The sequence below is a fragment of the Cellulomonas sp. McL0606 genome, from assembly GCF_058248365.1.
Window position 1 is genome coordinate 2,316,413 of the sequence record NZ_CM177779.1, and the last position, 22,401, is coordinate 2,338,813.

Sequence of the window (22,401 nt, forward strand, 5' to 3'; positions counted from 1 at the left end):
CGTCGAGGTGCCCGACCCGCAGGCCCTGGCCACCTTCCGAGCCAGCACCCTGGACCGCGCCGAGCTCGCCGACCCGGGGCACGCCCGGATGCTCGCGTGGTACCGGACGCTGATCGGGCTGCGCCGGACGGTCCCCGACCTCGGCTCGGGCGACCTGCGCGCGACCGACCTGACCTGGGGTGGCGGCCCCCTGGACGGTTGGTTGGTCCTGCACCGCGGCTCGGCCCGGGTGGTCATCAACCTGTCCGACGAGGAGCTCGCGATCCCCGCGGACGAACCTCTAGAGCCGGTGGCGGCCTGGAGCTCGGCCTCGATCGAGACCGGCTCCGCCGGCACGCTCGTCCAGGTGCCACCGCGGTCGGTCGTCGTGCTCGCCAGAGCCTCCTGAGAAGCGACGTCAGCCCGCCAGCGCGGACCTGACCAGGGCGGAGAGCTTCTTGCCGTCGGCGGCGGTGCCCACGCGGGCCGTCGCCTCCTTCATGACGCCGCCCATGTCGCGGATGCTGGTGGCGCCCACCGACGCGATCACGTCCCGGACCAGGGCCGCCAGCTCGTCGTCAGAGAGAGCTGGGTCGGCAGGTACGTCTCGATGTCGTCGGCCTCGCGCGTCTCCACCGACGCCCGCTCCGGCGCGCCCGCGTCGGCGTAGATCTGCGCGCTCTCGCGACGCGTCTTGACCTCGCGGGCGAGCACCTTGAGCACCTCGTCGTCCGTGGCTTCCCGAGCCACGGGCCCGGCCTTCTCCTCGGCCCGCACCGCGCCGATGACCTGCCGCAGGATGCTCGTGCGGTCGGTGTCGCGCGCCTTCATCGCGGTGGTGAGGTCAGCGGTCAGCCGGGCGAGGGTGTCGGTGCTCATGCGCCCATCGTCCCGCGTCCGGCAGCGGTCGCGCAGCGAGAATCCTCAGCCGCCGCGCGCACGGTCCTCCCACTCCTCGCGGATGTCGCACAGGGCGACGAGCCCGGCGCGCAGGCCCCGCAGCTCGTCGGCGGACAGCCGGTCCGCGAGCCGGCCGTCGACCTCCGCCACGCCGGCGCGCACCGCGGACGCCGCCGACCGGCCGCGTGACGTGGGCTGCACGCTCATGCGCCGGCCGTCCTGCGGGTCGGGCACGCGCTCCAGGTAGCCGCGGACCACGAGCGTGTCGACCAGCTGGCTGGCCGCCTGCTTGGTCACGCCCAGCTCGCGCGTGAGCCCGGTGACGCTGCCACCGTGGTTGACCAGCCCGCCGAGCACGAAAGGGCCGTTGCGCGGGAGGTCGTCGAACCCGCCGGCGACGAGCCGGTCGTGGATCAGGTGGCTGTAGGCGCCGCGGGCGGCACGCAGCAGCGCGGGCAGGACGACCTCGTCCGGATCCGTCATGTCGTCAATCTACTTGACGAGCGTCGCGCCGTCAGCCGCCAACGACCCCAGGCGCGACAGAGCCCGGTAGTACTTCTTGCGGTACCCGCCGGCGAGCATGTCGGCGGAGAACAGGTCATGCTCCCCCGATCCGCCCAGCAGCACGGGCACGTCGCGGTCGTACAGGCGGTCGACGAGCACGACGAGCCGCAGCGCGACGTCCTGGGTGGGCACCGGTCCGACGCCGGTCAGCGCCACGAGCGTGACGCCGTCGAGCAGGGCTCCGTACCGGGACGGATGGACCGTCGCCAGGTGCGCGAGCAGGGCGTCGAAGTCGTCGAGGGTGGCACCCGGTCGACCGGCCGCCGCGCGGACGTCCGCGTCGCGCAGACCCGAGGCGTCGGTGACCAGCGAGCGGTGGCGATAGTCGTCGCCGTCCACGCGCAGGACCTCGAACCGGGCGGCCAGGGCCTGGATCTCGCGCAGGAAGTCGTCGGCGGCGAACCGGCCCTCGCCCAGCGCGTCGGGAAGCGTGTTCGACGTGGCGGCGAGGGCGACGCCGCGGTCCGCCAGCTCGCGCAGCAGCCGGGACATGAGGACGGTGTCGCCCGGGTCGTCCAGCTCGAACTCGTCGATGCAGACCAGCCGGCGGGTAGCGAGCGCCTCGACCGTCGGCAGGAACCCGAGCGCGCCGACGAGGTTCGTGTACTCGACGAACGTGCCGTAGGCCGCGTCCCCGACCGCCCGCGCCAGCGACGTGAGCAGGTGCGTCTTGCCGACCCCGAACCCGCCGTCCAGGTAGACGGCCGGCGCGGCCGCCTTCCTGCGCCAGCGCCGTCCGGACCCGTCGCGAATCTGCGTCGCGACCTCCGTGAGGCGAGCGACGGCCTCCTGCTGGGAGGGGTGCGCAGGGTCGGGGCGGTACGTGGCGAAGGACTCGTCGGCGAAGTGTCGCGGCGGGACCAGCTCGGCCAGCAGCCGGTCGGTCGGCACGTGCGGCCGTCGGTCGGCGAGGGCCGCCGGGGGTGCGTCGACGGCGCGGGACTGAGGGACGGGCACGACGCGAGCCTACGTCGCGCCGACCGGTCCACTAATCCCGACCAAACGAGACTGCATTTAGCGCCAAGTCGGGCGGGTGTCCATATTTCGATAGAAGCATCTCAGATATCGGAACGGCTCTCCCGGAGACGCCGCTCGTCCGTCATCCTCTTGGGGTGATCATGTCCGGGACGTCCGCCTGTCGGTGCAGCTGCACCGCCGCGGCCCTGCGCATGCGCTGCTGCTGTCCGCGGAGCAACTGACCCCGCCCACGTCCCCCCTCGGGCGCGCGGTCTGTGTCCGATCGCCGCTCCCCCGAGCGCTGGGTGCAGACGCACGTCCATGTTCATCCGGAGGTAGCGCCCTATGGCGCAGACCAGGATCGCCCCGCCCGCGGCTCGCCCCGAGGGCCAGTGGGCGTTCGACCAGAAAGAGCCCCTGAACGGCAACGAGCTGTTCAAGCAGCAGGACGACGCCCTGAACGTCCGCGCGCGGATCGAGGACGTCTACTCCCGCGAGGGCTTCGCGAGCATCGCGCCCGAGGATCTGCGTGGACGCATGCGCTGGTGGGGCCTCTACACGCAGCGCAAGCCCGGCATCGACGGCGGCAAGACCGCCACGCTCGAGCCGCACGAGCTGGACGACGAGTTCTTCATGCTCCGCGTCCGCTGCGACGGCGGTGCGCTGAGCCTCCAGCAGCTGCGCACGATCGCCGACATCTCGGTCGAGTTCGGCCGCGGCACGGCGGACGTCACCGACCGGCAGAACATCCAGCTGCACTGGATCCGCATCGAGGACGTCCCGGAGATCTGGCGCCGGCTCGAGGCCGTCGGGCTGAGCACCCAGGAGGCGTGCGGCGACTGCCCGCGCGTCGTCCTCGGGTCCCCCGTGGCCGGAGTCGCCGCCGACGAGATCATCGACGGCACGCCCGCGGTCCGCGCGATCGTCGACAACTACATCGGCGACCCGCGGTTCTCCAACCTGCCGCGCAAGTTCAAGACGGCCATCAGCGGCTCCCCGCACCACGACGTCGCGCACGAGATCAACGACGTCGCGTTCGTCGGCGTCGTGCACCCTGCTCGGCCCGGGCTTCGACCTCTGGGTCGGCGGCGGCCTGTCCACCAACCCGAAGCTCGGCGTGCGCCTCGGGGCGTTCGTCACGCTCGAGCAGATCCCCGACGTCTGGGTCGGCGTCGTGAGCATCTTCCGCGACTACGGCTACCGGCGGCTGCGCACGCGCGCCCGCCTGAAGTTCCTCGTCGCCGACTGGGGACCCGAGGTCTTCCGTCAGGTTCTGGAGGGCGAGTACCTCGGCTACGCGCTCGAGGACGGTCCGGAGCCTCCGCCGCCGCCCACGGGGAACCGCGACCACGTGGGTGTGCACCCGCAGAAGGACGGCAACTTCTACGTGGGCGTCGCACCGACCGTGGGTCGGATCTCCGGTGACCTGCTGCACCGGCTCGGCGACCTCGTCGAGACCGCCGGGTCCGACCGCATCCGGCTGACCGTCGAGCAGAAGATCGTCGTGCTCGACGTCGCACCCGCCAAGGTCGACGCCCTCGTCGACGCGCTCGACGGCTCGGCCTCGCGGTCCGCAAGGCCTCCCAGTTCCGCCGCGGCACCATGGCGTGCACCGGCATCGAGTTCTGCAAGCTCGCGATCGTCGAGACCAAGGCGCGCGCGACGCACCTGATCGGCGAGCTGGAGAACCGGCTGCCCACGTTCGACCAGCCGATCACGATCAACCTCAACGGCTGCCCCAACTCGTGCGCGCGCATCCAGACGGCCGACATCGGCCTCAAGGGCGCGCTGGCGAACGGCGAGGACGGCTACCAGGTCCACCTGGGTGGCGGCCTGGGGCTGACGAGCGGTCTCGGGAAGACCCTGCGCGGCCTGCGCGTTCCCGCTGAGGACCTGCCGGACTACGTCGAGCGCGTCGCGACGAAGTTCGACGAGCAGCGCACCGAGGGCGAGCTGTTCGCCCAGTGGGTGCAGCGAGCGGACGAGGAGGATCTGCGATGAGCGGGACATCGGGCGAGCGGGCGGTGCCGTACTACTGCCCCTTCTGCGCCAGCGAGGACCTCTGGCCCGCCGGCGAGACCCACGGTCAGTGGGAGTGCCGCTCGTGCACGCGCGCGTTCGCGCTCAAGTTCGTCGGGCTGGTGAGCCGCGCATGAACCAGCCAGTGAACGACACTCTGGACACTGCATCGTTGAAGGAGCTGGCCGAGCAGGCCGGCCGTGACCTCGAGGGCGCGCACCCCGAGGAGATCATCGCGTGGGCCGCCCGGACGTTCGGCGACGACCTCGTTGTCGCGTCGTCGATGGGCGACGAGATCCTCGTGCACATGGCCGCCAAGGCCGCGCCGGGCGTCAACGTGATCTTCCTCGACACCGGCTACCACTTCGCGGAGACGATCGGCACGCGGGACTACTACGCCGACTTCACCGACATCAAGCTGCTCACGATCCTGCCGCTGCGCACGGTCGCGGAGCAGGACGCGGCGTACGGCGAGAAGCTGCACGACCGCGACCCGAACCAGTGCTGCGCGATGCGCAAGGTCGAGCCGCTCGAGCGGGGGCTCGCGCCGTACGCCGCGTGGGTCACCGGGATGCGCCGCGAGGACGCCCCGACCCGGACCGACATCACGGTGGTCGGCTGGGACGCCAAGCGCGACAAGGTCAAGCTCAACCCCCTGGCCGCCTGGACGCAGGCACAGGTCGACGCCTACGTGGAGGAGAACCACGTGGTGCTCAACCCGCTGCGCCAGTCCGGCTACACGTCGATCGGCTGCGCCCCGTGCACGCGTGCGGTGGCGCCCGGTGAGGACGCACGTGCGGGCCGGTGGTCCGGCACGGGCAAGATCGAGTGCGGGTTGCACGAATGAGCACACAGACGTTGACCCAGCTGGACGCCCTGGAGTCCGAGGGCATCCACATCATGCGTGAGGTGGCGGGCGAGTTCGAGCGACCGGTGCTGCTGTTCAGCGGCGGCAAGGACTCGATCGTCATGCTGCACCTGGCGCGCAAGGCGTTCTGGCCGTCGGCCGTGCCGTTCACGCTCATGCACGTCGACACCGGGCACAACTTCCCCGAGGTCATCGAGTACCGCGACCGCGTGGTCGAGCAGCACGGGCTCCGGCTCGTGGTGGCCAGCGTCCAGGACGCGATCGACGACGGCCGCGTGGCCGAGCGTGCCGACGGCTCGCGCAACGCGCTCCAGACCGTCCCGCTGCTCGACGGCATCATCGCGAACAAGTTCGACGCGGTGTTCGGCGGCGGCCGTCGCGACGAGGAGAAGGCCCGCGCCAAGGAGCGCGTGTTCTCCCTGCGCGACGAGTTCGGCCAGTGGGACCCGCGCCGGCAGCGTCCGGGCTGTGGGACCTGTACAACGGCCGGCACAAGCTGGGCGAGCACGTGCGCGTCTTCCCGCTGTCCAACTGGACCGAGCTCGACGTCTGGCGCTACATCGAGCGCGAGAACATCGAGCTGCCGTCCATCTACTACACGCACGACCGCGAGGTCTTCCTGCGCGACGGCATGTGGATCGCGCCCGGCGAGTGGGGCGGCCCCAAGCCGTCCGAGACGCTCGAGGTCCGCACGGTGCGCTACCGCACGGTCGGGGACATGAGCTGCACCGGCGCCGTCGAGTCGTACGCGTCGACGGTCCCCGAGGTCATCGCCGAGGTCGCCGCCAGCCGGCTGACCGAGCGCGGCGCCACTCGGGCCGACGACCGCGCGTCCGAGGCAGCGATGGAAGACCGCAAGCGCGAGGGGTACTTCTGATGGGGGCGGTTGATGTGGAGGCAGCGGCGTCTGTGAACGTGCAACCGACCGAGCACGCGACGCGGGACCTCCTGCGCCTGGCCACGGCCGGATCCGTCGACGACGGCAAGAGCACGCTGATCGGCCGTCTGCTGTACGACACGAAGTCGGTGCTCGCCGACCAGCTCAGCGCCGTCGAGGCCGCGACCGCCGCGCGCGGTGGCGGTCAGGTCGACCTGGCACTGCTCACCGACGGTCTGCGGGCCGAGCGCGAGCAGGGCATCACGATCGACGTGGCGTACCGCTACTTCTCGACCGCGACGCGCGCGTTCGTGCTGGCCGACACCCCCGGGCACGTCCAGTACACGCGCAACATGGTCACCGGCGCCTCGACCGCCGAGCTCGCGATCGTGCTCGTCGACGCCCGCAAGGGTGTGCTCGAGCAGACGCGTCGGCACGCGACGATCACCGCACTGCTGCGCGTCCCGCACGTCGTGCTCGCCGTGAACAAGATGGACCTCGTCGACTTCGACGAGCCCACCTTCCGCGCCATCGCCGACGAGTTCACGGCGTACGCCGCAGGGCTCGGCATCGGCGACGTCGTCGCGGTTCCGCTGTCGGCGCTGGCCGGGGACAACGTCGTGGACCGCTCCGCCCGCACGCCCTGGTACGACGGGCCGACGCTGCTCGAGCACCTCGAGGGCGTCGAGGTCGGCCGGGACGCGCAGTCCGAGGCGTTCCGGTTCCCCGTGCAGGTGGTCATCCGGCCACGCACGCCGGAGCACCCCGACTACCGCGGGTACGCGGGCCGGGTCGCCTCCGGGGTCGTGACGGTCGGCGACGAGGTCACAGTGCTGCCGTCGGGCAAGACGAGCGTCGTCGTCGGCATCGACACCTTCGACGGGCCGCTGCCGGAGGCCCACGCGCCGCAGTCGGTGACGCTTCGGCTCGCTGACGACGTCGACGTGGCCCGCGGTGACGTCCTCGTGCCCACGGGCTCGACGGTCGCCGTCGGGTCCGACCTGGAGGGCACGGTCTGCTGGCTGGCGGAGAAGCGCAGCGTCCTGGGCGCGCGCCTGCTCGTCCGGATCGGGACCCGCACCGTGCGTGGGCTGCTGCGCGAGGTCAACGCCCGTCTGGACGTGGACACGCTCACGGTCGACCGCTGGGACGGCATCGACACCCTGCACGCGGTCGACGCCACCGACACGTCCTCCGACATCCCGCCCCGTGCCCTGTCGCTCAACGCGATCGGCCGCGTCAAGATCCGGCTCGCCGACCCGGTCGTGCTCGACGACTACGCCACGCACCGGCGGACGGGCGGGTTCCTGCTCGTCGACCCGGCCGACGGCACCACCCTGGCGGCCGGCATGATCGGCGCGACCCTGCTCGACCGGCTGACACCGACCGAGAGCACCGACGCCGGCACGGACGCGGACTGGCTGGCGGGCGCAGGGATATGACCGGTCGCCACCCGCTGCTCCTCGACCTCGCGGGTCGCCGCGTCGTCGTGGTCGGCGGCGGCCCGGTCGCCGCACGCCGGACCTCGCGGCTCGTGGAGGACGGAGCCGACGTCCTGGTCGTCGCACCCGCGATCTGCGAGGACCTGGTCGAGCTGCTCGACCGGGTGACCTGGCGCCAGCGCGACTACCTGGCCACGGATCTCGACGGGGCGTGGCTCGTGCACACGGCGACCGGCGACCGATCGGTCGACGACGCCGTCGCCGCCGACGCCGAGGCGGCGCACCTGTGGTGCGTCCGGGCCGACGACGCAGCCGCGTCGACCGCATGGACCCCCGCGGTCGCCCGCTCCGGCGACGTCACCGTGGCGATCGGTGCGGGCGGCGACCCCCGTCGGGCGACCGCGCTGCGCGACGCGATCGCGCTCCTGCTCGACACCGGCGGCCTCCCCCTGCGTCGGCACCGTCCCGGGACGGGCAGCGTCGTCCTGGTCGGTGGCGGACCCGGTGACCCGGGCCTCATCACCACCCGCGGCAGGCGGGCGCTCGCCGAGGCCGACGTCGTGGTCGTCGACCGGCTCGCTCCTCGCGCGCTGCTGGCGGAGCTCGACCCGTCGGTCGAGGTCATCGAGGCCGGCAAGTCGCCGCACGCGCACACGCTGACACAGGCCGAGATCAACGCCGTGCTCGTCGAGCGGGCGCAGGCCGGCCACCGCGTCGTGCGTCTCAAGGGCGGCGACCCGTTCGTCCTGGGTCGCGGCGGCGAGGAGGTCCTGGCCTGCATCGCGGCCGGCGTGCCCGTCGAGGTGGTCCCGGGGGTGACCAGCGCGCTCGCCGTTCCGGCCGCTGCGGGCATCCCCGTCACGCACCGCGGCCTGGCCCGCCAGCTGACCATCCTGTCCGCGCACGACACCGCCCCCGACTGGGCCACGCTGGCCCGCCTGGAGGGCACGCTCGTCCTGCTGATGGGCGTCGCCCAGCTCGGCTCGCACACCCGAGAGCTGCTCGCGCACGGCAAGGATCCGGGCACGCCCGTGGCGATCATCGAGCGCGGCACCCTGCCGACGCAGCGGACGACCGTCGGCACGCTCGCGGACATCGACGCGCTGGCCCGTGAACGCGGCGTCGGCAACCCGGCGGTCGTCGTCGTCGGCGACGTCGCCGCGCTCGCGGACGTGCTCGGCCCTACGGTCTGAGCATGTCCGACCTGCCTGCCCTGGACGTCCTGCTGCCGATCGGTCGCGCGCGCCTGGAACCGCTGCCGGGAGAACCCGCTGATCGCCCTCTTCGGCGCCGGACCCGTGGTGCGGGCCAACATGGTGAGCACCGTCGACGGTTCCGCGACGGGCGCGAACGGCGTGTCGGGATCGATCAACAACGCAGCCGACTTCCGCGTGTTCCGGGTGCTGCGTGCGCTCGCGGAGGTCGTCCTCGTCGGCGCCGGCACGGTGCGCGCCGAGGGCTACACGGCACTCGACGTCCCCTCCGACCTGCGCGACGCGCGGTCCGCCCTCGGCCTTCCCGCCGACCTCGAGCTGGCGGTGGTCTCGACCTCCGGCGACCTGCCTGACGCGCTGCTGGACGGCGCGCGCCCGCCGCTGGTGGTGACGGTCGCGGACAATCCCGCGCTCGGTGGCCTGCGTGACCGCATCGGCCCGGACCGCGTGCTGGTGACGGGCGACGCGCACCGGGTCGACCCCCGGGCCGCGGTCGCGGCGCTCGCCGAACGAGGCCTGCGCCGGGTGCTCGCCGAGGGTGGGCCGTCCCTTCTGGCGCGGCTTGTCGACGCCGACGTCCTCGACGAGGTGTGTCTCACGTGGACCCCGCAGCTCGTCGGCGGGCCCGCGGGCCGCATCCTCAACCAGGCGTCGTGGCTCTCCCCCGCCCGCTCGGTCGAGCCCTTGCACCTGCTCCACGCGGACGGTGTGCTGCTCGGCCGCTGGCGGGTGACTAGGCTCGGCGCGTGACCGACACGATCATCGTCCTCACGGAGGACACGCTCTCCAGCTCCGACGTCGACAAGCTCATCGCGCTGCACGCCGACGAGACGTACGCGTACCGCGTCCTCGTCCCGGCGGACACCGACCGCCCGCTCGTCTCGACGATCATCGACAACCTCAGCCTCGGCGAGCTGCGCGAGGCGTGGGACCGCGCCCGGGGCAAGGAACCGTCGCAGCCGGAGGCCAAGGCGACCGCCGACGAGCAGCTCGCCCGCTCGATCGCCGCCTTCGAGGCCGCGGGCCGCACGGTCACGGGTGCGGTCGTCGACGACGACCCGCTGCCCGCCCTGAAGAGCGCCGTCGCCGACGGGGACGTCATCGAGATCGCCGTCGTCACCTATCCGCACGCGGTCGAGGACACGTTCCACCGCGACTGGGCCTCCCGCGCGCGCGAGGAAGCTCCAGGTCCCGGTCCTGCACCTCTACTCGGGCACCAGCGAGCTCGGCTGACAATCCGGACGGCAATCGTCCGGAACCGTCCCTAGGGTCGTCGCATGACGAAAACCGTCCCCTGGGAACCACCGCTCGCGAGCAACGAGCTCGACCACCTCGTCGGCGCCCTCGACCGGCTCCGGACGACGTTCCGCTGGAAGGCCGACGGCCTCGACAGCACCGGCCTCGACCAGCACGTCGGGGTGTCCGCGCTCACGCTGGGCGGGCTGCTCAAGCACCTGGCCGCCGTCGAGGACACGACGTTCTCGTGGAAGCTCGCCGGGCAGCACCCGGGTGAGGGGATCTGGCACCCCGAGACATGGGGCGAGAACGACACGGAGATCCTGTCCGCCGTCGACGACACCCCGGAGCAGCTGTACACGGCGTGGGACGAGGCGGTCGGCCGGTCGCGCGACCGGCTCGACCGCGCGCTCGCCGCCGGCGGCCTCGACCAGGAGGTGCGCGACGGCGACGACGCGGGCAACCATGCCAACCTGCGCCGGCTGCTGTTCGACCTCGTCGAGGAGTACGGCCGGCACACGGGACACGCGGACCTGTTGCGCGAGGTGGTCGACGGGCGCGTCGGCGAGGACCCGCCGCTCGACTGGCGCCCGCAGTCCGGCGCCCCGCTCGGCTGGATCCGCGAGTGGTGAGGCTCAGAAGCCCGTCGACGTGACCTCGGGGTAGTAGCGCCGGAACTTGCGCACCTGGTTGACCAGCGCCATCGCGACGTACAGGCGACGACGCGGCGACAGGTCGCGCGCGTACCTCAGCGGGTGGGCGACGGCCTTGGCGCGGACCAGGCGCCGCAGCCGGGCGTTCAGCGCCGGGTCCTTGACGTACCGGAGCAGGAGGCGGTGCGGCAGGATCGAGTAGAGGATCTCCCGGTCGACGACGACGGGCTCCACGGCGACGCCGTCGACGTGGTCCTCCACCACGAACCGCATCGGGTTCGCCCCGGCCGCGGTGACGTAGTAGTTGTTCCGCCCGATGCGCGGGTTGACCTCGAAGAAGCGGAACGCACCCGTGCGGGGGTCCACCTTGACGTCGAAGTTGGCGAACCCCCGGTAGCCGGTCGACGCCAGGAACGTGCGCGCCTGGTCGAGCATCGCGTCGTCGCGCGTGGTGATCATCGCGGCCGGGTTGCCCAGGCCGGAGGGCGTGTGCTCCTCGAGGAGCACGTGCGCCGAGCACAGGAGCGTGATCTCGCCGCGCGTGTCCACGTAGGCGGTGATCGACCGCATCTGCGTGTCGTCGCCGGGCACCAGCTCCTGCACCACGAACCGCCCCCGGAACCCGGCCGCCCGCAGCGCCTGCCAGAGCCACGACAGCTCGTCCGGCGTCGCGATCTCGAAGACCTTCTTCTTGCCCTCGAACTCGACGTCCTGGTAGTCGGCGCTGCTGGCCGCCTTGGCGATCAGCGGGTAGTCGATGTCGACCGGTTCCGCGGTCCACTCCGGGCCGCCGAAGTCCTGCACGATCGTCCGCGGCACCGAGATGCCGAGGTCCGTGCAGATCTCCGCGAACGTGGCCTTGTCCGAGATCCGGTCGAGCAGGTCCTCGGACAGGAACGGCACGACGTAGTGCTCCTCCAGCTCGACCCGGTGCTGCACGACCACGCGGACCAGCCAGTCCGAGTTGGCCATGAGGAGCAGCCGCTTGCCGGGCATCCCGAGCGCGACCTCCACCAACCGGTCGACCAGCTGCCGGGGGTCGTGCCCGTCGGCGACGATCTCGTGCCGGACGATCCGCGAGTGGGCCACCGGCCCGAGCGCGGCCCCGGCCACCACCACCGACGTGACGCCGTAGGCCTCGTGGAACGAGCGGGCCATGGCGTACACGCCGATGTCGGCGCCGAGGATGACGGGCTGCAGCGGGAGCGACTCGCTCACGCGGGCTGCTCGCTGCGGTCGCCGGTCCACTGCGTGTGGAAGGTGCCGTCCTTGTCCGTGCGCCGGTAGGTGTGCGCACCGAAGAAGTCGCGCTGCGCCTGGATCAGCGCGGCGGGCAGACGCTCCGCCCGCACCCCGTCGTAGTAGGCGAGCGACGACGAGAACGCGGGCGTCGGCACGCCGTGCAGCGCGGCACCCGAGACGACCCGGCGCCAGGCCGACAGGCCGTTGCCGACCGCGCCGGTGAAGTACTCGTCGGCGAGCAGCAGCGGCAGGTGCGCGTCGCGCTCGTACGCCTCGGTGATGCGGTTGAGGAAGCGGGCGCGGATGATGCAGCCGCCCCGCCAGATGCGGGCCATCGCGCCGCGGTCGACGTCCCAGCCGAACTCGGCGGACGCGGCGGCGATCTGGTCGAAGCCCTGCGAGTAGGCGACCACCTTCGACGCGTACAGGGCGAGCCGGACGTCCTCGATGAACGCGTCGCGGTCCGTGATCTCCCAGGGCGTGGCATCCGCGGGCAGGGCGGCCGCGCCGGCAGTCCGCTGCGGGACCGATCCCGACAGGGCGCGCGCGAACGTCGCCTCGGCGATCCCGGTGATCGGCACCCCGAGGTCGAGCGCGTTCTGCACGGTCCAGCGGCCCGTGCCCTTCTGCTCGGCCTGGTCCAGCACGATGTCGACGAACGCGCTGCCCGTCTCGGCGTCCACGTGAGCGAGGACGTCGGCCGTGATCTCGATGAGGAACGACTCCAGGTCGCCGGTGTTCCACTCGGCGAAGATCTGGCCGATCTCGGCCGCGGAGGCACCCAGCCCCTGGCGCAGCAGGTCGTACGCCTCCGCGATCAGCTGCATGTCGGCGTACTCGATGCCGTTGTGCACCATCTTGACGAAGTGGCCGGCACCGTCAGGGCCGATGTACGTGCAGCACGGCACGCCGTCGACCTTCGCCGAGATCTTCTCCAGGATCGGGCCGAGCGACTCGTAGGACTCCTTGGTGCCGCCGGGCATGATCGACGGGCCGAGGAGCGCGCCCTCCTCACCGCCGGACACGCCGGAGCCGACGAAGTGCAGACCCTTCTCCCGCAGCGCGGCCTCGCGACGGATCGTGTCGGGGAAGTGCGCGTTGCCGGCGTCGACGACGATGTCGCCCTCCTCGAGGAAGGGCACGAGCTCGTCGATCACCGCGTCGGTGGGACCGCCCGCCTTGACCATGATGATGATCTTGCGGGGCTTGGCCAGGGAGGCGACGAAGTCCTCGACCGACTCCGACGGGACGAAGTCGCCGTCGTCACCGTGGTCCGCGACCAGCGACTCCGTCTTCGCGTAGGACCGGTTGTGGATGGCGACGGTGTACCCGTTGCGGGCGAAGTTGCGTGCCAGGTTGCGGCCCATCACCGCCAACCCCGTGACGCCGATCTGCGCGGTTCCGGTGGCGGTTCCTGAGGCAACCATTCGGGGAGAGCCTCCTTCGAGACGTCGGGGCGTCGGTCCTGCGGGCGGGCGCGAGGGCGACGGGTCCGGGGTGCTTGGGTGCGCGCGCAAGCCTAGTCCGCAGCGGCGGGCCACACAGCGGCGTGCCGGACCGCAAGACGGCACCGCCGTGCGTACGCTCCACCCCGTGACACCCGCTGGTCCAGACGACGTCCCCGTCGAGTTCGTCAGCGCCCTGCGATCGCTGCGCGGGGTGACCGTCCGACCCGAGGTCATCCTCGACGAGGTGCCCGGGCCGGCACGCATCGCTCCCTTCTCCGCCGCGCTCACGGCCGAGGTCCGCACGGCACGGCGGTCGGTCGCCGCTGCCGAGCTGGCGTCCGGTCGCTTCGTCGTGCTGTTCGACCCTGCCGGCCAGGAGGCCTGGGAGGGCCACTTCCGGCTGGTCACGCTGGTCCGCGCGACGCTCGAGGCCGAGGTGGGCGCCGACCCGCTGCTCGCGGAGGTCGCCTGGAACTGGTTCACCGACTCGCTGCGGGACTCCGGGCTCGACCCGCACGCCGCCGGCGGAACGGTGACCCGGGTGCTGTCGCAGAGCTTTCGGGGCCCTCGACAGGCGCTCCGAGCAGACCGAGCTCGAGATCAGGGCGTCGTGGACGGCTGTCGACGAGAACCTCGCTCCGCACCTGTCGGCGTGGGCGACGCTCCTGTGCACCGCGGCCGGTCTGGAACCGCTGCCTGACGGCGTCGTCGCCCTCGGACCGCGTCGCTGAGCCTCAAGTAGCCCCGTCGGGCTGCCGATGACAGCCACGTGAGCATCGAGCCGCTGCGACGAGACCTGGCCCAGACACGTGGGCCCAGCTTCGCCGTACCGTGCCCATCTCCCGTCCGGGAGCCGTGGCAGCACCGCCCGCGGCGACCGCGCCGTCGACGCAGCAGATGTGCGTCGTGGTGACGGAGGTGGCCGACGGCGACGGTGGCGCCCTGGTGCGCAACCTACGGCGCCGCGGCGCACCGCGCGTCGTCGTACTGACGCGTCGGGCCGCCCGCCCGGGCTGAGCATCCTGCTGGCCGGTGGCCTGCGCGGTGCGATCGCGAGCAGCACCGCACCCACCCTGGCCCGCGCGGCCGCACCCGCCGCGGCCCCGCCACCGCTGCCCGAGCTGACCGCACGCGAGGTCAGCGTGCTGAAGCTCGTCGCGGACGGCCGCACCAACCGGCTCATCGGCGAGGAGCTCGGACTGTCCGCGCTCACCGTGAAGAGCCACCTGGCGCGGATCTCGCGCAAGCTGGGCACCGGAGACCGCGCCGAGCCTCGTGGCCATCTCGATCCGCGGCGGCGTCCTGTCCTGACCCGGCCGGCTGGACGCACTCCCGCGCGGCCTGCGCGGATGCGTCCGTCCCTTCGCTTACGGTTGCTCTCATGCGACCTGAGGCGACCCCCGACCTCCCCGCCGGGGAGACCGAGCCGCCTGCCGCCGTCCCGGCGGAGGTCGCCGAACCCGTCGCGCCGGACCTCGTCACCCAGGACGCGACCCCCGACGTGGTCATGCTCACCGAGCCGGCCGACGGCATCCCGCCGGTAGTCGAGACGCCCGAGGCCCTGGCCGTCGTCGTCGCCGCGTTCGGCGCGGGCACCGGTCCGGTCGCCGTCGACGCCGAGCGGGCGTCCGGCTACCGCTACGGCCAGCGCACCTATCTCGTGCAGCTCCGCCGCGAGGGCGCCGGGACCGCGCTGATCGACCCGATCGCCGTGCCGGACCTCTCGTCCCTGTCGCGGGCCCTGGTCGGCGTCGAGTGGGTGCTGCACGCGGCTTCTCAGGACCTGCCCGGGCTCGCCGAGCAGGGCCTGCTGCCCAGTCGCGTGTTCGACACCGAGCTCGGCGCCCGGCTGCTCGGCATGGAACGCGTGGGCCTCGCGGCCGTGGTCGCCGACGCGCTCGGGCTCGGTCTGGCCAAGGAGCACTCCGCCGTCGACTGGTCGACACGCCCGCTGCCCACGGAGTGGCTGCGGTACGCGGCGCTCGACGTCGAGGTGCTGGTGGAGCTGCGCGAGATCCTGGCCGAGCGGCTGGCGGTCGCCGGCAAGGCCGAGTGGGCCGCCCAGGAGTTCGAGGCCGTCCGGACCGCGCCCCCGCCGCCCCCGCGCATCGAGCCCTGGCGCCGCGTGTCCGGCCTGCACGCGATCCGCGACGCACGCCGGCTCGGCGTGGTCCGCGAGCTGTGGCTCACGCGCGACCAGAACGCGCGGCAGCGCGACATCTCCCCCGGCCGCGTCCTGCCCGACCACGCGATCGTGGCGGCCGCCCAGGCCCTGCCGCGGACGGTCGCCGAGCTGACGACGCTGCCTGCGTTCGCCGGCAAGGGCACGCGGCGACGAGCGGCGCTCTGGCAGCAGGCGATCGACCGCGCGATGGCGGAGCCGGACGCCGACCTGCCCTCCGTGCGGGGCCCGAAGAGCGACGCTCCGCCACCGCCCCGGGCGTGGGCCGACAAGGACCCCGCGGCCGCCGCTCGGCTGGCAGTGGCCCGCGAGGGCGTCGCCGAGCTGTCCGCGCAGTGGTCGGTGCCGGCCGAGAACCTGTTGCAGCCCGACCTGCTGCGCCGCCTGTGCTGGACCCCGCCGGCCACGCTCGACGTCGACGGGATCGGCGCGTTCCTGCGTGCGGGCGGTGCCCGTCCGTGGCAGGTCGAGCTCGTCGGGCCGCGCCTCGCGAACGCGTTCGCCACCCTCTAGCCAGGCAAGTTACTCACGGGTAACTTGCGCCTCGCACGAATCCCGGTACCCGGGGTATCGTCTAGTCGTCGCGGGCGCGCACCTGCCTGCCCGCCGGACATCGTCGTCCCGCCTTGGAGGCTCTGGATGCCCACCCCCGCACCACGTGTCCGTCGCGTCGTGTTCGTCGACGGGGTACGCACCCCGTTCGGCCGCGCGCGCAAGGACGGCCTGTACGCGAACACCCGCGCCGACGACCTGTCGGTCAAGACCATCCGCGAGCTGCTGCGTCGCCACCCGTCGCTGCCGCCCGAGCGCGTCGACGAGGTCGCCATCGCCGCCACGACCCAGCAGGGCGACCAGGGGTTGACCCTCGGACGCACGGTCGGCGTCCTGGCCGGTCTGCCCCGGTCGGTCCCCGGGTATGCCATCGACCGGATGTGCGCGGGCGCCATGACCGCGGTGACCAACACCGCCGCCGCGATCGGCGTCGGGGCGCAGGACATCGCCCTGGCCGGCGGCGTCGAGCACATGGGCCACCACCCGATGGGCTTCGACGCCGACCCGAACCCGCGGTTCCTGTCGGAGCGGCTGGTCGAGAACGACGCGCTCAACATGGGCGTCACGGCCGAGAACCTGCACGACACGTTCCCCGCGCTGACGCGCGAGCGGGCCGACGCGTACGGTGCCGCCAGCCAGGCCAAGTACGCCGCGGCGCTCGCCGCCGGGAAGATCGACCCCGACCTCGTCCCGGTCGCCCTGCGCGACCCGGAGAACGGCTGGGGCCTGGCCACGGCCGACGAACCGCCGCGCCCGGGCACCACCGTCGAGGCGATCCAGAAGCTGCCCACCCCGTTCCGCGCGGGCGGTCGCGTCACCGCCGGCACCGCCGCACCGCTCACCGACGGTGCCGCATCCTGCCTGCTCGCAGCGGAGGACACCGCCGCCGAGCTCGGCCTGCCCACCCGCATGCGCATGGTGAGCTTCGCGTATGCGGGCGTCGAGCCGTCAATCATGGGCATCGGGCCCGTTCCGGCCACCACCAAGGCGCTGGCGCGGGCGGGCCTGTCCATCGAGGACATCGGGCTGTTCGAGATCAACGAGGCGTTCGCGGTCCAGGTCCTCTCGTTCCTCGACGCCTTCGGCATCGCCGACGACGACCCCCGCGTCAACCAGTACGGCGGCGCGATCGCGGTCGGCCACCCGCTGGCCTCCTCGGGCGTCCGGTTGATGCTGCAGCTGGCGCGGCAGTTCGCCGACCACCCCGAGGTGCGCTACGGCCTGACGACGATGTGCGTCGGCCTCGGGCAGGGCGGCACGGTCATCTGGGAGAACCCGAACCACCCGGACTACGAGACCACCAGCGAGCTCGACGAGGAGATTGCCCTGTGAGGGACGAGCGAGTCACCCATGCCCACGCCCGCGACATCCGTCTGCCTGGAGGCGCCGGCACGCTGGCCCTGGTCACGCTGGACAACGGCCTCGACCACACGAAGCCGACGACGCTGGGCCCGGCGGGCATCGCGGAGTCTGACCGCCACCCTGCGGGCGCAGCAGACGCGGGCCGCCGCGGGCGAGATCGTCGCCGTCGCGGTCACCGGCAAGCCGTACTTCCTCGCGGCAGGCGCCGACCTCATGCAGGCGGGCACCATCACGAACCGCGGCGAGGCGCTGGAGTTCGCCCGCGCGGGCCACGCGGCCTACGAGCTGCTGCACACCATGGGCGTCCCGACGTTCGCGTTCGTCAACGGCGTCGCCCTCGGCGGTGGCCTCGAGCTCGCGCTCAACTGCGACTACCGCACGGCCGCGTCCGACGTCCGCGCCCTCGCCCTCCCGGAGACCGGGCTCGGGCTCGTCCCGGGATGGGGCGGCGCCTACCTCGTGCCGCGTCTGGTCGGCATCGAGAAGGCGATCGATGTCATCTTCACGCGACCGGCGGCGAACAAGCCGTACTCGGCGACCGAGGCGGGCTCGTTCGGGCTCGTCGACGTCGTGCTCGACCCGTCCGACTTCCTCGAGGAGTCGATCCGCTGGGCCGCCCGCGTGCTGTCCGGCGAGGTCGTCGTCGAGCGTCGGCCCCTGGACCCTGCGCCGCTCTGGGACGGTGCGTCCGCGGCCACCCGGCAGCGGCTCGACGCCGTCGTCGCCGGCTCGCGCCCCGCACCGGGTCGCGCGCTCGACCTCGTCGCCGGCTCGCGCGGTCTCGACCGCGCCGAGGCGTTCGCGGCCGAGGACGAGGCGCTCGCGGACCTGATCATGAGCGACGAGATGCGTGCCAGCGTGTACGCCTTCGGGCTCGTCTCCGGTGGCAAGAAGCCCGTCGGCGCCCCCGACCGGTCGCTCGCGCAGCCGGTCACGCGCGTCGGCATCGTCGGCGCCGGGCTGATGGCCGCACAGATCGCCACGCTCTTCGCGCAGCGCCTCGGCGTGCCCGTGGTCATGCGAGACCTCGACCAGGAGCGCGTGGAGAAGGGCCTCGCCGCGGTCAAGGCCACGGTCGACCGGCTGACCTCGACCGGCCGCATCGGGCAGGCGGCCGGCGCCCGGTTGCTCGGTTCGATCCACGGCACCACCGACCTGGCCGAGTTCGCGTCGTGCGACCTGGTCATCGAGGCGGTCACCGAGATCCTCGACCTGAAGAAGCGCGTGTTCGCCGAGCTGGAGACGGTGATCGCGCCGACCGCCATCCTGGCGACCAACACGTCCGCACTGTCGGTCAGCGCGATGGCGGCCGACCTGCAGCACCCCGAGCGCGTCGTCGGGCTGCACTTCTTCAACCCCGTGGCCGCGATGCCGCTGGTCGAGGTCGTGCAGGCCGAGCACACGTCGCTCGAGGCGCTCGCCACGGGATTCGCCGTGGCCGCCAAGCTGCGCAAGACCGCGGTGCTCGTCGCCGACCGGCCGGGGTTCGTCGTCAACCGTCTGCTCGTCCTGCTGCTCGGCGTGATCGTCGACGCGGTCGAGCACGGGACCCCCGTCGAGGTGGCGGACCGGGCCCTGCGACCGCTCGGGCTGCCGATGCCGCCGTTCGAGCTGTTCGACCTCGTCGGGCCCGCCGTGGGCCTGCACGTGCTGACGTCGCTGCGCGAGGACCTGGGCGACCGGTTCCCGCGCTCGCCCGGCCTGGAGAAGCTCGTCGCGGACGGCACCCGGGTCGTCCTGCCGGCCGCCGCCAAGGGGCTGCCCAAGCCCGTGGACCCGGCGATCCAGACGGTCTTCGACGCGTCGGTCGAGCGGACGGAGGCGCCGCTCGACGAGGCCGGCGTGCTCGACAGCGTCCTCACCGCGCTGACCGTCGAGGTGGGGCACATGCTCGACGAGGGCGTCGTTGCGACCCCGCAGCAGATCGACCTCTGCATGATCCTGGGATCCGGCTGGGGCTTCCACCTCGGCGGCCTGACGCCGTACCTGGACCGCACCGGCTACGCCGAGCGCGTCCTGGGCCACCGGCTCCTTCCGGACGGCGTCGCGAACGTCCCCGTCGGGTGATCGTGGGGCGGCGGCCGGACCCGGCCGCCGCCCCGTCCTCAGACCAGGGGGATCCAGACGCGCATGGTGGACGGGCCCCGGTTGGCCCAGTCGTGATACTCGACGAGCGGCACCTCGGCGGTCCTGCCCGCGGCCGTCCGCTCGTCGGCGGCGTACGGCCAGGCATCGACGGCCGACCGCTCGAGCCCGACCGTGGCGACCACCCGTCCGTCGACGAACCGCAACGGACCGGTCGGGTCCAGCCGCAGGTCGGCGACGTCGGCGGCCACGTCCGACTCGACCAGGTCGACCGACTCGACGCAGAGCACCAACGGCCCCTGCTCGACGGCGGCGCATCCCCGCACGGCGTCGATGCGCGGGTCGGCCACCGAGAGCCGCGGACCGACGGGCAGCGTCAGCTCGACGACGTCGCCGGCCGCGAACCGTCGACCGACCGACACGGTGCCCACCGCCGCCGGCAGCACGCCGTCCGGCGTGCGCACCGTGGCACCGTCGGCCCAGGCCGGGACCCGGAGCGACAGCGTCCAGGGCTCGTCGGGCGACTCGACCACGGTCACGCGGATCGCACCGTCGTGCGGGTAACCCGTCTCGACGTCCACCCCGACCGGCCGCCCGTCGGGCAGCGCGGTACGGATGCGCGAGGGCGCGTACTGGTGGATCTGGAGACCGCCGTCGTCGGTCGTCGCGACGTACGCCGCCAGGCTGGCGAGCGTGCGGGCGACGTTGGGCGGGCAGCAGGAGACCGCGAACCACGGTGCCCGCAGGGACGAGGACGCGCGAGGGACGGCGACGTCGGTGGCCGGCACGGTCCCCGGGCGCCGCTGGTGCAACGTGTTCGTGTAGTAGAACGACGTCCCGTCGTGGGACGGGGACGTCGCGACGACGTTGAAGAGCGTGCGCTCGATGAGGTCGGCGTAGCGCGGGAGCCCCTGGGCGAGCAGCAGGCGCCAGGAGAACATGATCGAGCCGACGCCGGCGCACGTCTCGGAGTAGGCGCGGTCCGGCGGGAGCACGAAGTCGTCGCCGAACGACTCGTCCATGTGGTGCGACCCCTGGCCACCGGTGATGTACGTGCGGCGGGCGACCGTGTTCTCCCACTGGGTGGTCAGTGCCGCGAGCAGGTCGGCGTCGTCGGTCTCGACCGCGACGTCGGCTGCGCCCGCGGCCAGGTAGTTGGCCCGCACCGCGTGCCCGCGCAGGACCGTGGCCTGCCGCACCGGGACGTCGTCCTGGTAGTACGCCCGGCCGAACTCGATGTCGCCCAGCGTCCCGGTGCCGCGTCGCTCGACGAACAGCGCCGCCTGCTCGACGTACCGGGCGTCGCCCGTCGCCCGGCCCAGCTCGACGAGCGCGGGCTCGATCTCCGCATGACCGCAGACCGCGACCCGTCCGTCCGGACCGAATGTCGCAACGACGTGGTCGGCCGCTCGGCGCGCGACGGCGACGAGGCCGTCGTCCTCGGTCGGACGCGTGCGCAGGCGGGCGACCGCGGCCTGGAACAGGTGTCCGTAGCAGTAGAGCTCGTGCCCCCACTCGAGGTCGGTGTACCGCGCGGCCTGGCCCGGACGGCCGAACGCCGTGTTGAGGTACCCGTCGGGTTCCTGCGCGGCGGCGACCCGGGCGACCAGGGACGTGAAGCGCGCGTCGAGATCGCCGTCGTCGGTGCGGCCGATCTCCCAGGCCATCGCCTCGAGCAGCTTGTAGACCTCGGAGTCCGAGAACTCGCGGCCCGTGCGGCTGCCCAGCGTGCCGGCCGCCGCGGCGTCGAAGTTGCCGATCCAGCCCTCGCGCTCCAGCCAGTACTCGATGTGCGTGAGCGTCGCCGTGTGGTTGACCGCCTGCCACTGCGCCCAGAAGCCGCCTGTGATCTCGACGTCGCCGAGGCCCAGCGGACGCAGGGCACCGCGGGAGGGGGCGACCGGCGTTGCCGCGGTCGTCGTTGTGGTGGTCATCGTCATCCCTTGAGCGCACCCGACATGAAGCCGCGCACGTAGTGTCGTTGGAGCAGGAGGAAGAGCACGATGCACGGCACGGCGAGCACGACGACGCCGGCCTCGGTGGCGCCGTAGTCGACGACGCCCTGCACCTGCACGCGCAGGTTGGAGACGGCCAGCGGAAGGGTCATCTTGTTCGTGTCGTTGATGAGGATCAGCGGGGCGAAGAAGTCGTTCCACGCCGCGAGGAACGCGAACAGCCCGACGGTGATGAGGCCTGGGCGAACGGCCGGCAGCAGGACCCGCCACAGGGCGGAGAACGACGAGCACCCGTCGACCATGGCGGCCTCGTCCAGCTCACGAGGCACGGACTCGAACGAGATCCGCATCATGAACGTGGAGAACGGCAGCTGGAACATGGTGAGCACGAGCGCCACCCCGACCAGCGAGTTCGACAGGCCGATCTTGTTGAGCAGGACGTACAGCGGGATCAGCAGCGACGCGTACGGGACCATGAGGATCGACAGCACCAGCAGGAAGAGCAGGTTGCGTCCGGGGAACCTGAACCTCGCGAACGCGTAGCCGCCGAGCGTCGAGATCAGCAGGGTGAGGATCACGCACAGCCCGGAGACGATCACCGAGTTGGCCAGGTACCGGCCGATCCCGGCCTGGTAGTGCGCGAGGGTCGTGTAGTTGCCGAGTCCCCAGCCGTTCACCTGGCCAGTGCCGGGGAGCGGGGACACCGAGGAGATCGCCGTCCAGATCAGCGGGTAGAGGAAGATCACCGCGATCGCTCCGGAGAACACCCAGAACGGGGTGCGCGCGGCGAGGCCGGCGATGCGGGTGGGGGGCGCCTTGCGGGGCGCGGTGCGGGTGGTGGGGCGCAGGGTCGTCGTCGTCATGGT

22 protein-coding genes and 4 pseudogenes are annotated in these 22,401 nt (G+C 72.7%); 18 read left to right on the plus strand and 8 right to left on the minus strand.

Going from position 1 to position 22,401, the window contains the following annotated elements; genetic code table 11:
- Positions 1-88: 88 nt before the first annotated feature.
- Positions 89-388 carry a DUF3459 domain-containing protein gene (locus AC38ZX_RS11785; protein ID WP_491297387.1) on the plus strand — a complete coding sequence of 100 codons (300 nt, stop codon included), beginning with the start codon at positions 89-91 and terminating at the stop codon, positions 386-388.
- A gap of 9 nt (positions 389-397) precedes the next feature.
- Here AC38ZX_RS11785 and AC38ZX_RS11790 read toward each other — a convergent pair whose 3' ends face one another.
- From AC38ZX_RS11790 to zapE, 4 genes are read right to left on the minus strand one after another with little or no spacing between them, the layout of a single operon-like run.
- Positions 398-529: a GatB/YqeY domain-containing protein gene (locus AC38ZX_RS11790; RefSeq protein ID WP_491294356.1), complete on the minus strand. Its 132-nt coding sequence runs from the start codon at positions 527-529 to the stop codon at positions 398-400.
- The gene (locus AC38ZX_RS11795; RefSeq protein ID WP_491294358.1) at positions 526-858 is read right to left on the minus strand and encodes a GatB/YqeY domain-containing protein; all 333 of its coding nucleotides are present in this window, start codon (positions 856-858) and stop codon (positions 526-528) included. Before AC38ZX_RS11795 ends, AC38ZX_RS11790 begins: the two co-directional genes overlap by 4 nt.
- 45 nt (positions 859-903) lie before the next feature.
- A complete protein-coding gene (locus AC38ZX_RS11800; RefSeq protein ID WP_491294361.1) occupies positions 904-1,362 on the minus strand; it encodes a MarR family winged helix-turn-helix transcriptional regulator in 459 nt (152 codons plus the stop codon).
- A 9-nt stretch (positions 1,363-1,371) separates the two neighbouring features.
- Positions 1,372-2,400 (minus strand): cell division protein ZapE, encoded by a 1,029-nt coding sequence (zapE, locus tag AC38ZX_RS11805; protein ID WP_491294364.1) that lies wholly within the window; start codon positions 2,398-2,400, stop codon positions 1,372-1,374.
- Positions 2,401-3,033: 633 nt separating this feature from the next.
- Here zapE and AC38ZX_RS11810 point away from each other — a divergent pair.
- The 11 genes and pseudogenes from AC38ZX_RS11810 to AC38ZX_RS11860 form a co-directional block, all read left to right on the plus strand.
- Positions 3,034-3,634 (plus strand): annotated as a pseudogene (locus AC38ZX_RS11810) (ferredoxin-like domain-containing protein); the annotation flags it as partial.
- Positions 3,635-3,757: 123 nt separating this feature from the next.
- Positions 3,758-4,072: a ferredoxin-like domain-containing protein gene (locus AC38ZX_RS11815; RefSeq protein WP_491297388.1), complete on the plus strand. Its 315-nt coding sequence runs from the start codon at positions 3,758-3,760 to the stop codon at positions 4,070-4,072.
- Positions 4,003-4,401, plus strand: a complete 399-nt coding sequence (locus AC38ZX_RS11820; RefSeq protein WP_491294367.1) for a hypothetical protein — start codon at positions 4,003-4,005, stop codon at positions 4,399-4,401. Before AC38ZX_RS11815 ends, AC38ZX_RS11820 begins: the two co-directional genes overlap by 70 nt.
- Positions 4,398-4,556, plus strand: a complete 159-nt coding sequence (locus AC38ZX_RS11825) for a hypothetical protein (protein ID WP_197030011.1) — start codon at positions 4,398-4,400, stop codon at positions 4,554-4,556. The genes AC38ZX_RS11820 and AC38ZX_RS11825 overlap by 4 nt, the downstream gene beginning before the upstream one ends.
- Positions 4,553-5,266 carry a phosphoadenylyl-sulfate reductase gene (locus AC38ZX_RS11830; protein ID WP_491294370.1) on the plus strand — a complete coding sequence of 238 codons (714 nt, stop codon included), beginning with the start codon at positions 4,553-4,555 and terminating at the stop codon, positions 5,264-5,266. Before AC38ZX_RS11825 ends, AC38ZX_RS11830 begins: the two co-directional genes overlap by 4 nt.
- Positions 5,263-6,164, plus strand: a pseudogene (gene cysD / locus AC38ZX_RS11835) (sulfate adenylyltransferase subunit CysD). Before AC38ZX_RS11830 ends, cysD begins: the two are co-directional and overlap by 4 nt.
- Positions 6,164-7,606 (plus strand): sulfate adenylyltransferase subunit 1, encoded by a 1,443-nt coding sequence (locus AC38ZX_RS11840; protein ID WP_491294372.1) that lies wholly within the window; start codon positions 6,164-6,166, stop codon positions 7,604-7,606. Before cysD ends, AC38ZX_RS11840 begins: the two are co-directional and overlap by 1 nt.
- Entirely contained in the window at positions 7,603-8,799 is a 1,197-nt protein-coding gene (gene cobA, locus AC38ZX_RS11845) for a uroporphyrinogen-III C-methyltransferase (protein ID WP_426592163.1), read from the plus strand. Before AC38ZX_RS11840 ends, cobA begins: the two co-directional genes overlap by 4 nt.
- 120 nt (positions 8,800-8,919) lie before the next feature.
- Entirely contained in the window at positions 8,920-9,570 is a 651-nt protein-coding gene (locus AC38ZX_RS11850) for a dihydrofolate reductase family protein (protein WP_491294374.1), read from the plus strand.
- Positions 9,567-10,088, plus strand: a complete 522-nt coding sequence (locus tag AC38ZX_RS11855; protein ID WP_491294376.1) for a hypothetical protein — start codon at positions 9,567-9,569, stop codon at positions 10,086-10,088. The genes AC38ZX_RS11850 and AC38ZX_RS11855 overlap by 4 nt, the downstream gene beginning before the upstream one ends.
- Positions 10,089-10,097: 9 nt before the next feature.
- Positions 10,098-10,688, plus strand: a complete 591-nt coding sequence (locus AC38ZX_RS11860) for a mycothiol transferase (RefSeq protein ID WP_491294377.1) — start codon at positions 10,098-10,100, stop codon at positions 10,686-10,688.
- A 3-nt stretch (positions 10,689-10,691) separates the two neighbouring features.
- Here the strand turns inward: AC38ZX_RS11860 and AC38ZX_RS11865 are convergent, their stop codons facing one another.
- Positions 10,692-11,927, minus strand: a complete 1,236-nt coding sequence (locus AC38ZX_RS11865; protein ID WP_491294379.1) for a carboxylate--amine ligase — start codon at positions 11,925-11,927, stop codon at positions 10,692-10,694.
- The gene (gene gnd, locus AC38ZX_RS11870) at positions 11,924-13,378 is read right to left on the minus strand and encodes an NADP-dependent phosphogluconate dehydrogenase (RefSeq protein WP_491294382.1); all 1,455 of its coding nucleotides are present in this window, start codon (positions 13,376-13,378) and stop codon (positions 11,924-11,926) included. Before gnd ends, AC38ZX_RS11865 begins: the two co-directional genes overlap by 4 nt.
- 166 nt (positions 13,379-13,544) lie before the next feature.
- Between gnd and AC38ZX_RS11875 the strand changes: the two are divergent.
- From AC38ZX_RS11875 to AC38ZX_RS11900, 6 genes and pseudogenes are all read left to right on the plus strand, one after another.
- A pseudogene (locus tag AC38ZX_RS11875) lies at positions 13,545-14,130 on the plus strand (DUF3000 domain-containing protein).
- 100 nt (positions 14,131-14,230) lie between these two features.
- Complete coding sequence (locus tag AC38ZX_RS11880; RefSeq protein ID WP_491294384.1) at positions 14,231-14,416, plus strand: hypothetical protein; 186 nt, start codon at positions 14,231-14,233, stop codon at positions 14,414-14,416.
- A gap of 125 nt (positions 14,417-14,541) precedes the next feature.
- Entirely contained in the window at positions 14,542-14,943 is a 402-nt protein-coding gene (locus tag AC38ZX_RS11885; RefSeq protein ID WP_491294387.1) for a response regulator transcription factor, read from the plus strand.
- The gene (locus tag AC38ZX_RS11890; protein WP_491294389.1) at positions 14,907-16,094 is read left to right on the plus strand and encodes an HRDC domain-containing protein; all 1,188 of its coding nucleotides are present in this window, start codon (positions 14,907-14,909) and stop codon (positions 16,092-16,094) included. Before AC38ZX_RS11885 ends, AC38ZX_RS11890 begins: the two co-directional genes overlap by 37 nt.
- A 126-nt stretch (positions 16,095-16,220) precedes the next feature.
- Entirely contained in the window at positions 16,221-17,465 is a 1,245-nt protein-coding gene (locus AC38ZX_RS11895) for a thiolase family protein (RefSeq protein ID WP_491294392.1), read from the plus strand.
- A pseudogene (locus tag AC38ZX_RS11900) lies at positions 17,462-19,562 on the plus strand (3-hydroxyacyl-CoA dehydrogenase NAD-binding domain-containing protein). The gene AC38ZX_RS11895 and the pseudogene AC38ZX_RS11900 overlap by 4 nt, the downstream one beginning before the upstream one ends.
- 38 nt (positions 19,563-19,600) lie before the next feature.
- Here AC38ZX_RS11900 and AC38ZX_RS11905 read toward each other — a convergent pair.
- Positions 19,601-21,520 (minus strand): glycoside hydrolase family 127 protein, encoded by a 1,920-nt coding sequence (locus AC38ZX_RS11905; RefSeq protein WP_491294396.1) that lies wholly within the window; start codon positions 21,518-21,520, stop codon positions 19,601-19,603.
- Complete coding sequence (locus tag AC38ZX_RS11910) at positions 21,517-22,398, minus strand: carbohydrate ABC transporter permease (protein ID WP_491294398.1); 882 nt, start codon at positions 22,396-22,398, stop codon at positions 21,517-21,519. The genes AC38ZX_RS11905 and AC38ZX_RS11910 overlap by 4 nt, the downstream gene beginning before the upstream one ends.
- Positions 22,399-22,401: the final 3 nt, after the last annotated feature.

Bases quoted from the DNA above. Each gene is read 5' to 3' on its own strand.
- AC38ZX_RS11800 (WP_491294361.1), bottom strand. From the start codon at position 1,362: ATGACGGATCCGGACGAGGTCGTCCTGCCCGCGCTGCTGCGTGCCGCC.
- AC38ZX_RS11785 (WP_491297387.1), top strand. From the start codon at position 89: ATGCTCGCGTGGTACCGGACGCTGATCGGGCTGCGCCGGACGGTCCCC.
- AC38ZX_RS11820 (WP_491294367.1), top strand. From the start codon at position 4,003: ATGGCGTGCACCGGCATCGAGTTCTGCAAGCTCGCGATCGTCGAGACC.
- AC38ZX_RS11795 (WP_491294358.1), bottom strand. From the start codon at position 858: ATGAGCACCGACACCCTCGCCCGGCTGACCGCTGACCTCACCACCGCG.
- AC38ZX_RS11905 (WP_491294396.1), bottom strand. From the start codon at position 21,520: ATGACGATGACCACCACAACGACGACCGCGGCAACGCCGGTCGCCCCC.
- AC38ZX_RS11825 (WP_197030011.1), top strand. From the start codon at position 4,398: ATGAGCGGGACATCGGGCGAGCGGGCGGTGCCGTACTACTGCCCCTTC.
- gnd (WP_491294382.1), bottom strand. From the start codon at position 13,378: ATGGTTGCCTCAGGAACCGCCACCGGAACCGCGCAGATCGGCGTCACG.
- AC38ZX_RS11840 (WP_491294372.1), top strand. From the start codon at position 6,164: ATGGGGGCGGTTGATGTGGAGGCAGCGGCGTCTGTGAACGTGCAACCG.
- AC38ZX_RS11895 (WP_491294392.1), top strand. From the start codon at position 16,221: ATGCCCACCCCCGCACCACGTGTCCGTCGCGTCGTGTTCGTCGACGGG.
- AC38ZX_RS11890 (WP_491294389.1), top strand. From the start codon at position 14,907: ATGCTCACCGAGCCGGCCGACGGCATCCCGCCGGTAGTCGAGACGCCC.
- AC38ZX_RS11910 (WP_491294398.1), bottom strand. From the start codon at position 22,398: ATGACGACGACGACCCTGCGCCCCACCACCCGCACCGCGCCCCGCAAG.
- cobA (WP_426592163.1), top strand. From the start codon at position 7,603: ATGACCGGTCGCCACCCGCTGCTCCTCGACCTCGCGGGTCGCCGCGTC.
- AC38ZX_RS11860 (WP_491294377.1), top strand. From the start codon at position 10,098: ATGACGAAAACCGTCCCCTGGGAACCACCGCTCGCGAGCAACGAGCTC.
- AC38ZX_RS11850 (WP_491294374.1), top strand. From the start codon at position 8,920: ATGGTGAGCACCGTCGACGGTTCCGCGACGGGCGCGAACGGCGTGTCG.
- AC38ZX_RS11830 (WP_491294370.1), top strand. From the start codon at position 4,553: ATGAACCAGCCAGTGAACGACACTCTGGACACTGCATCGTTGAAGGAG.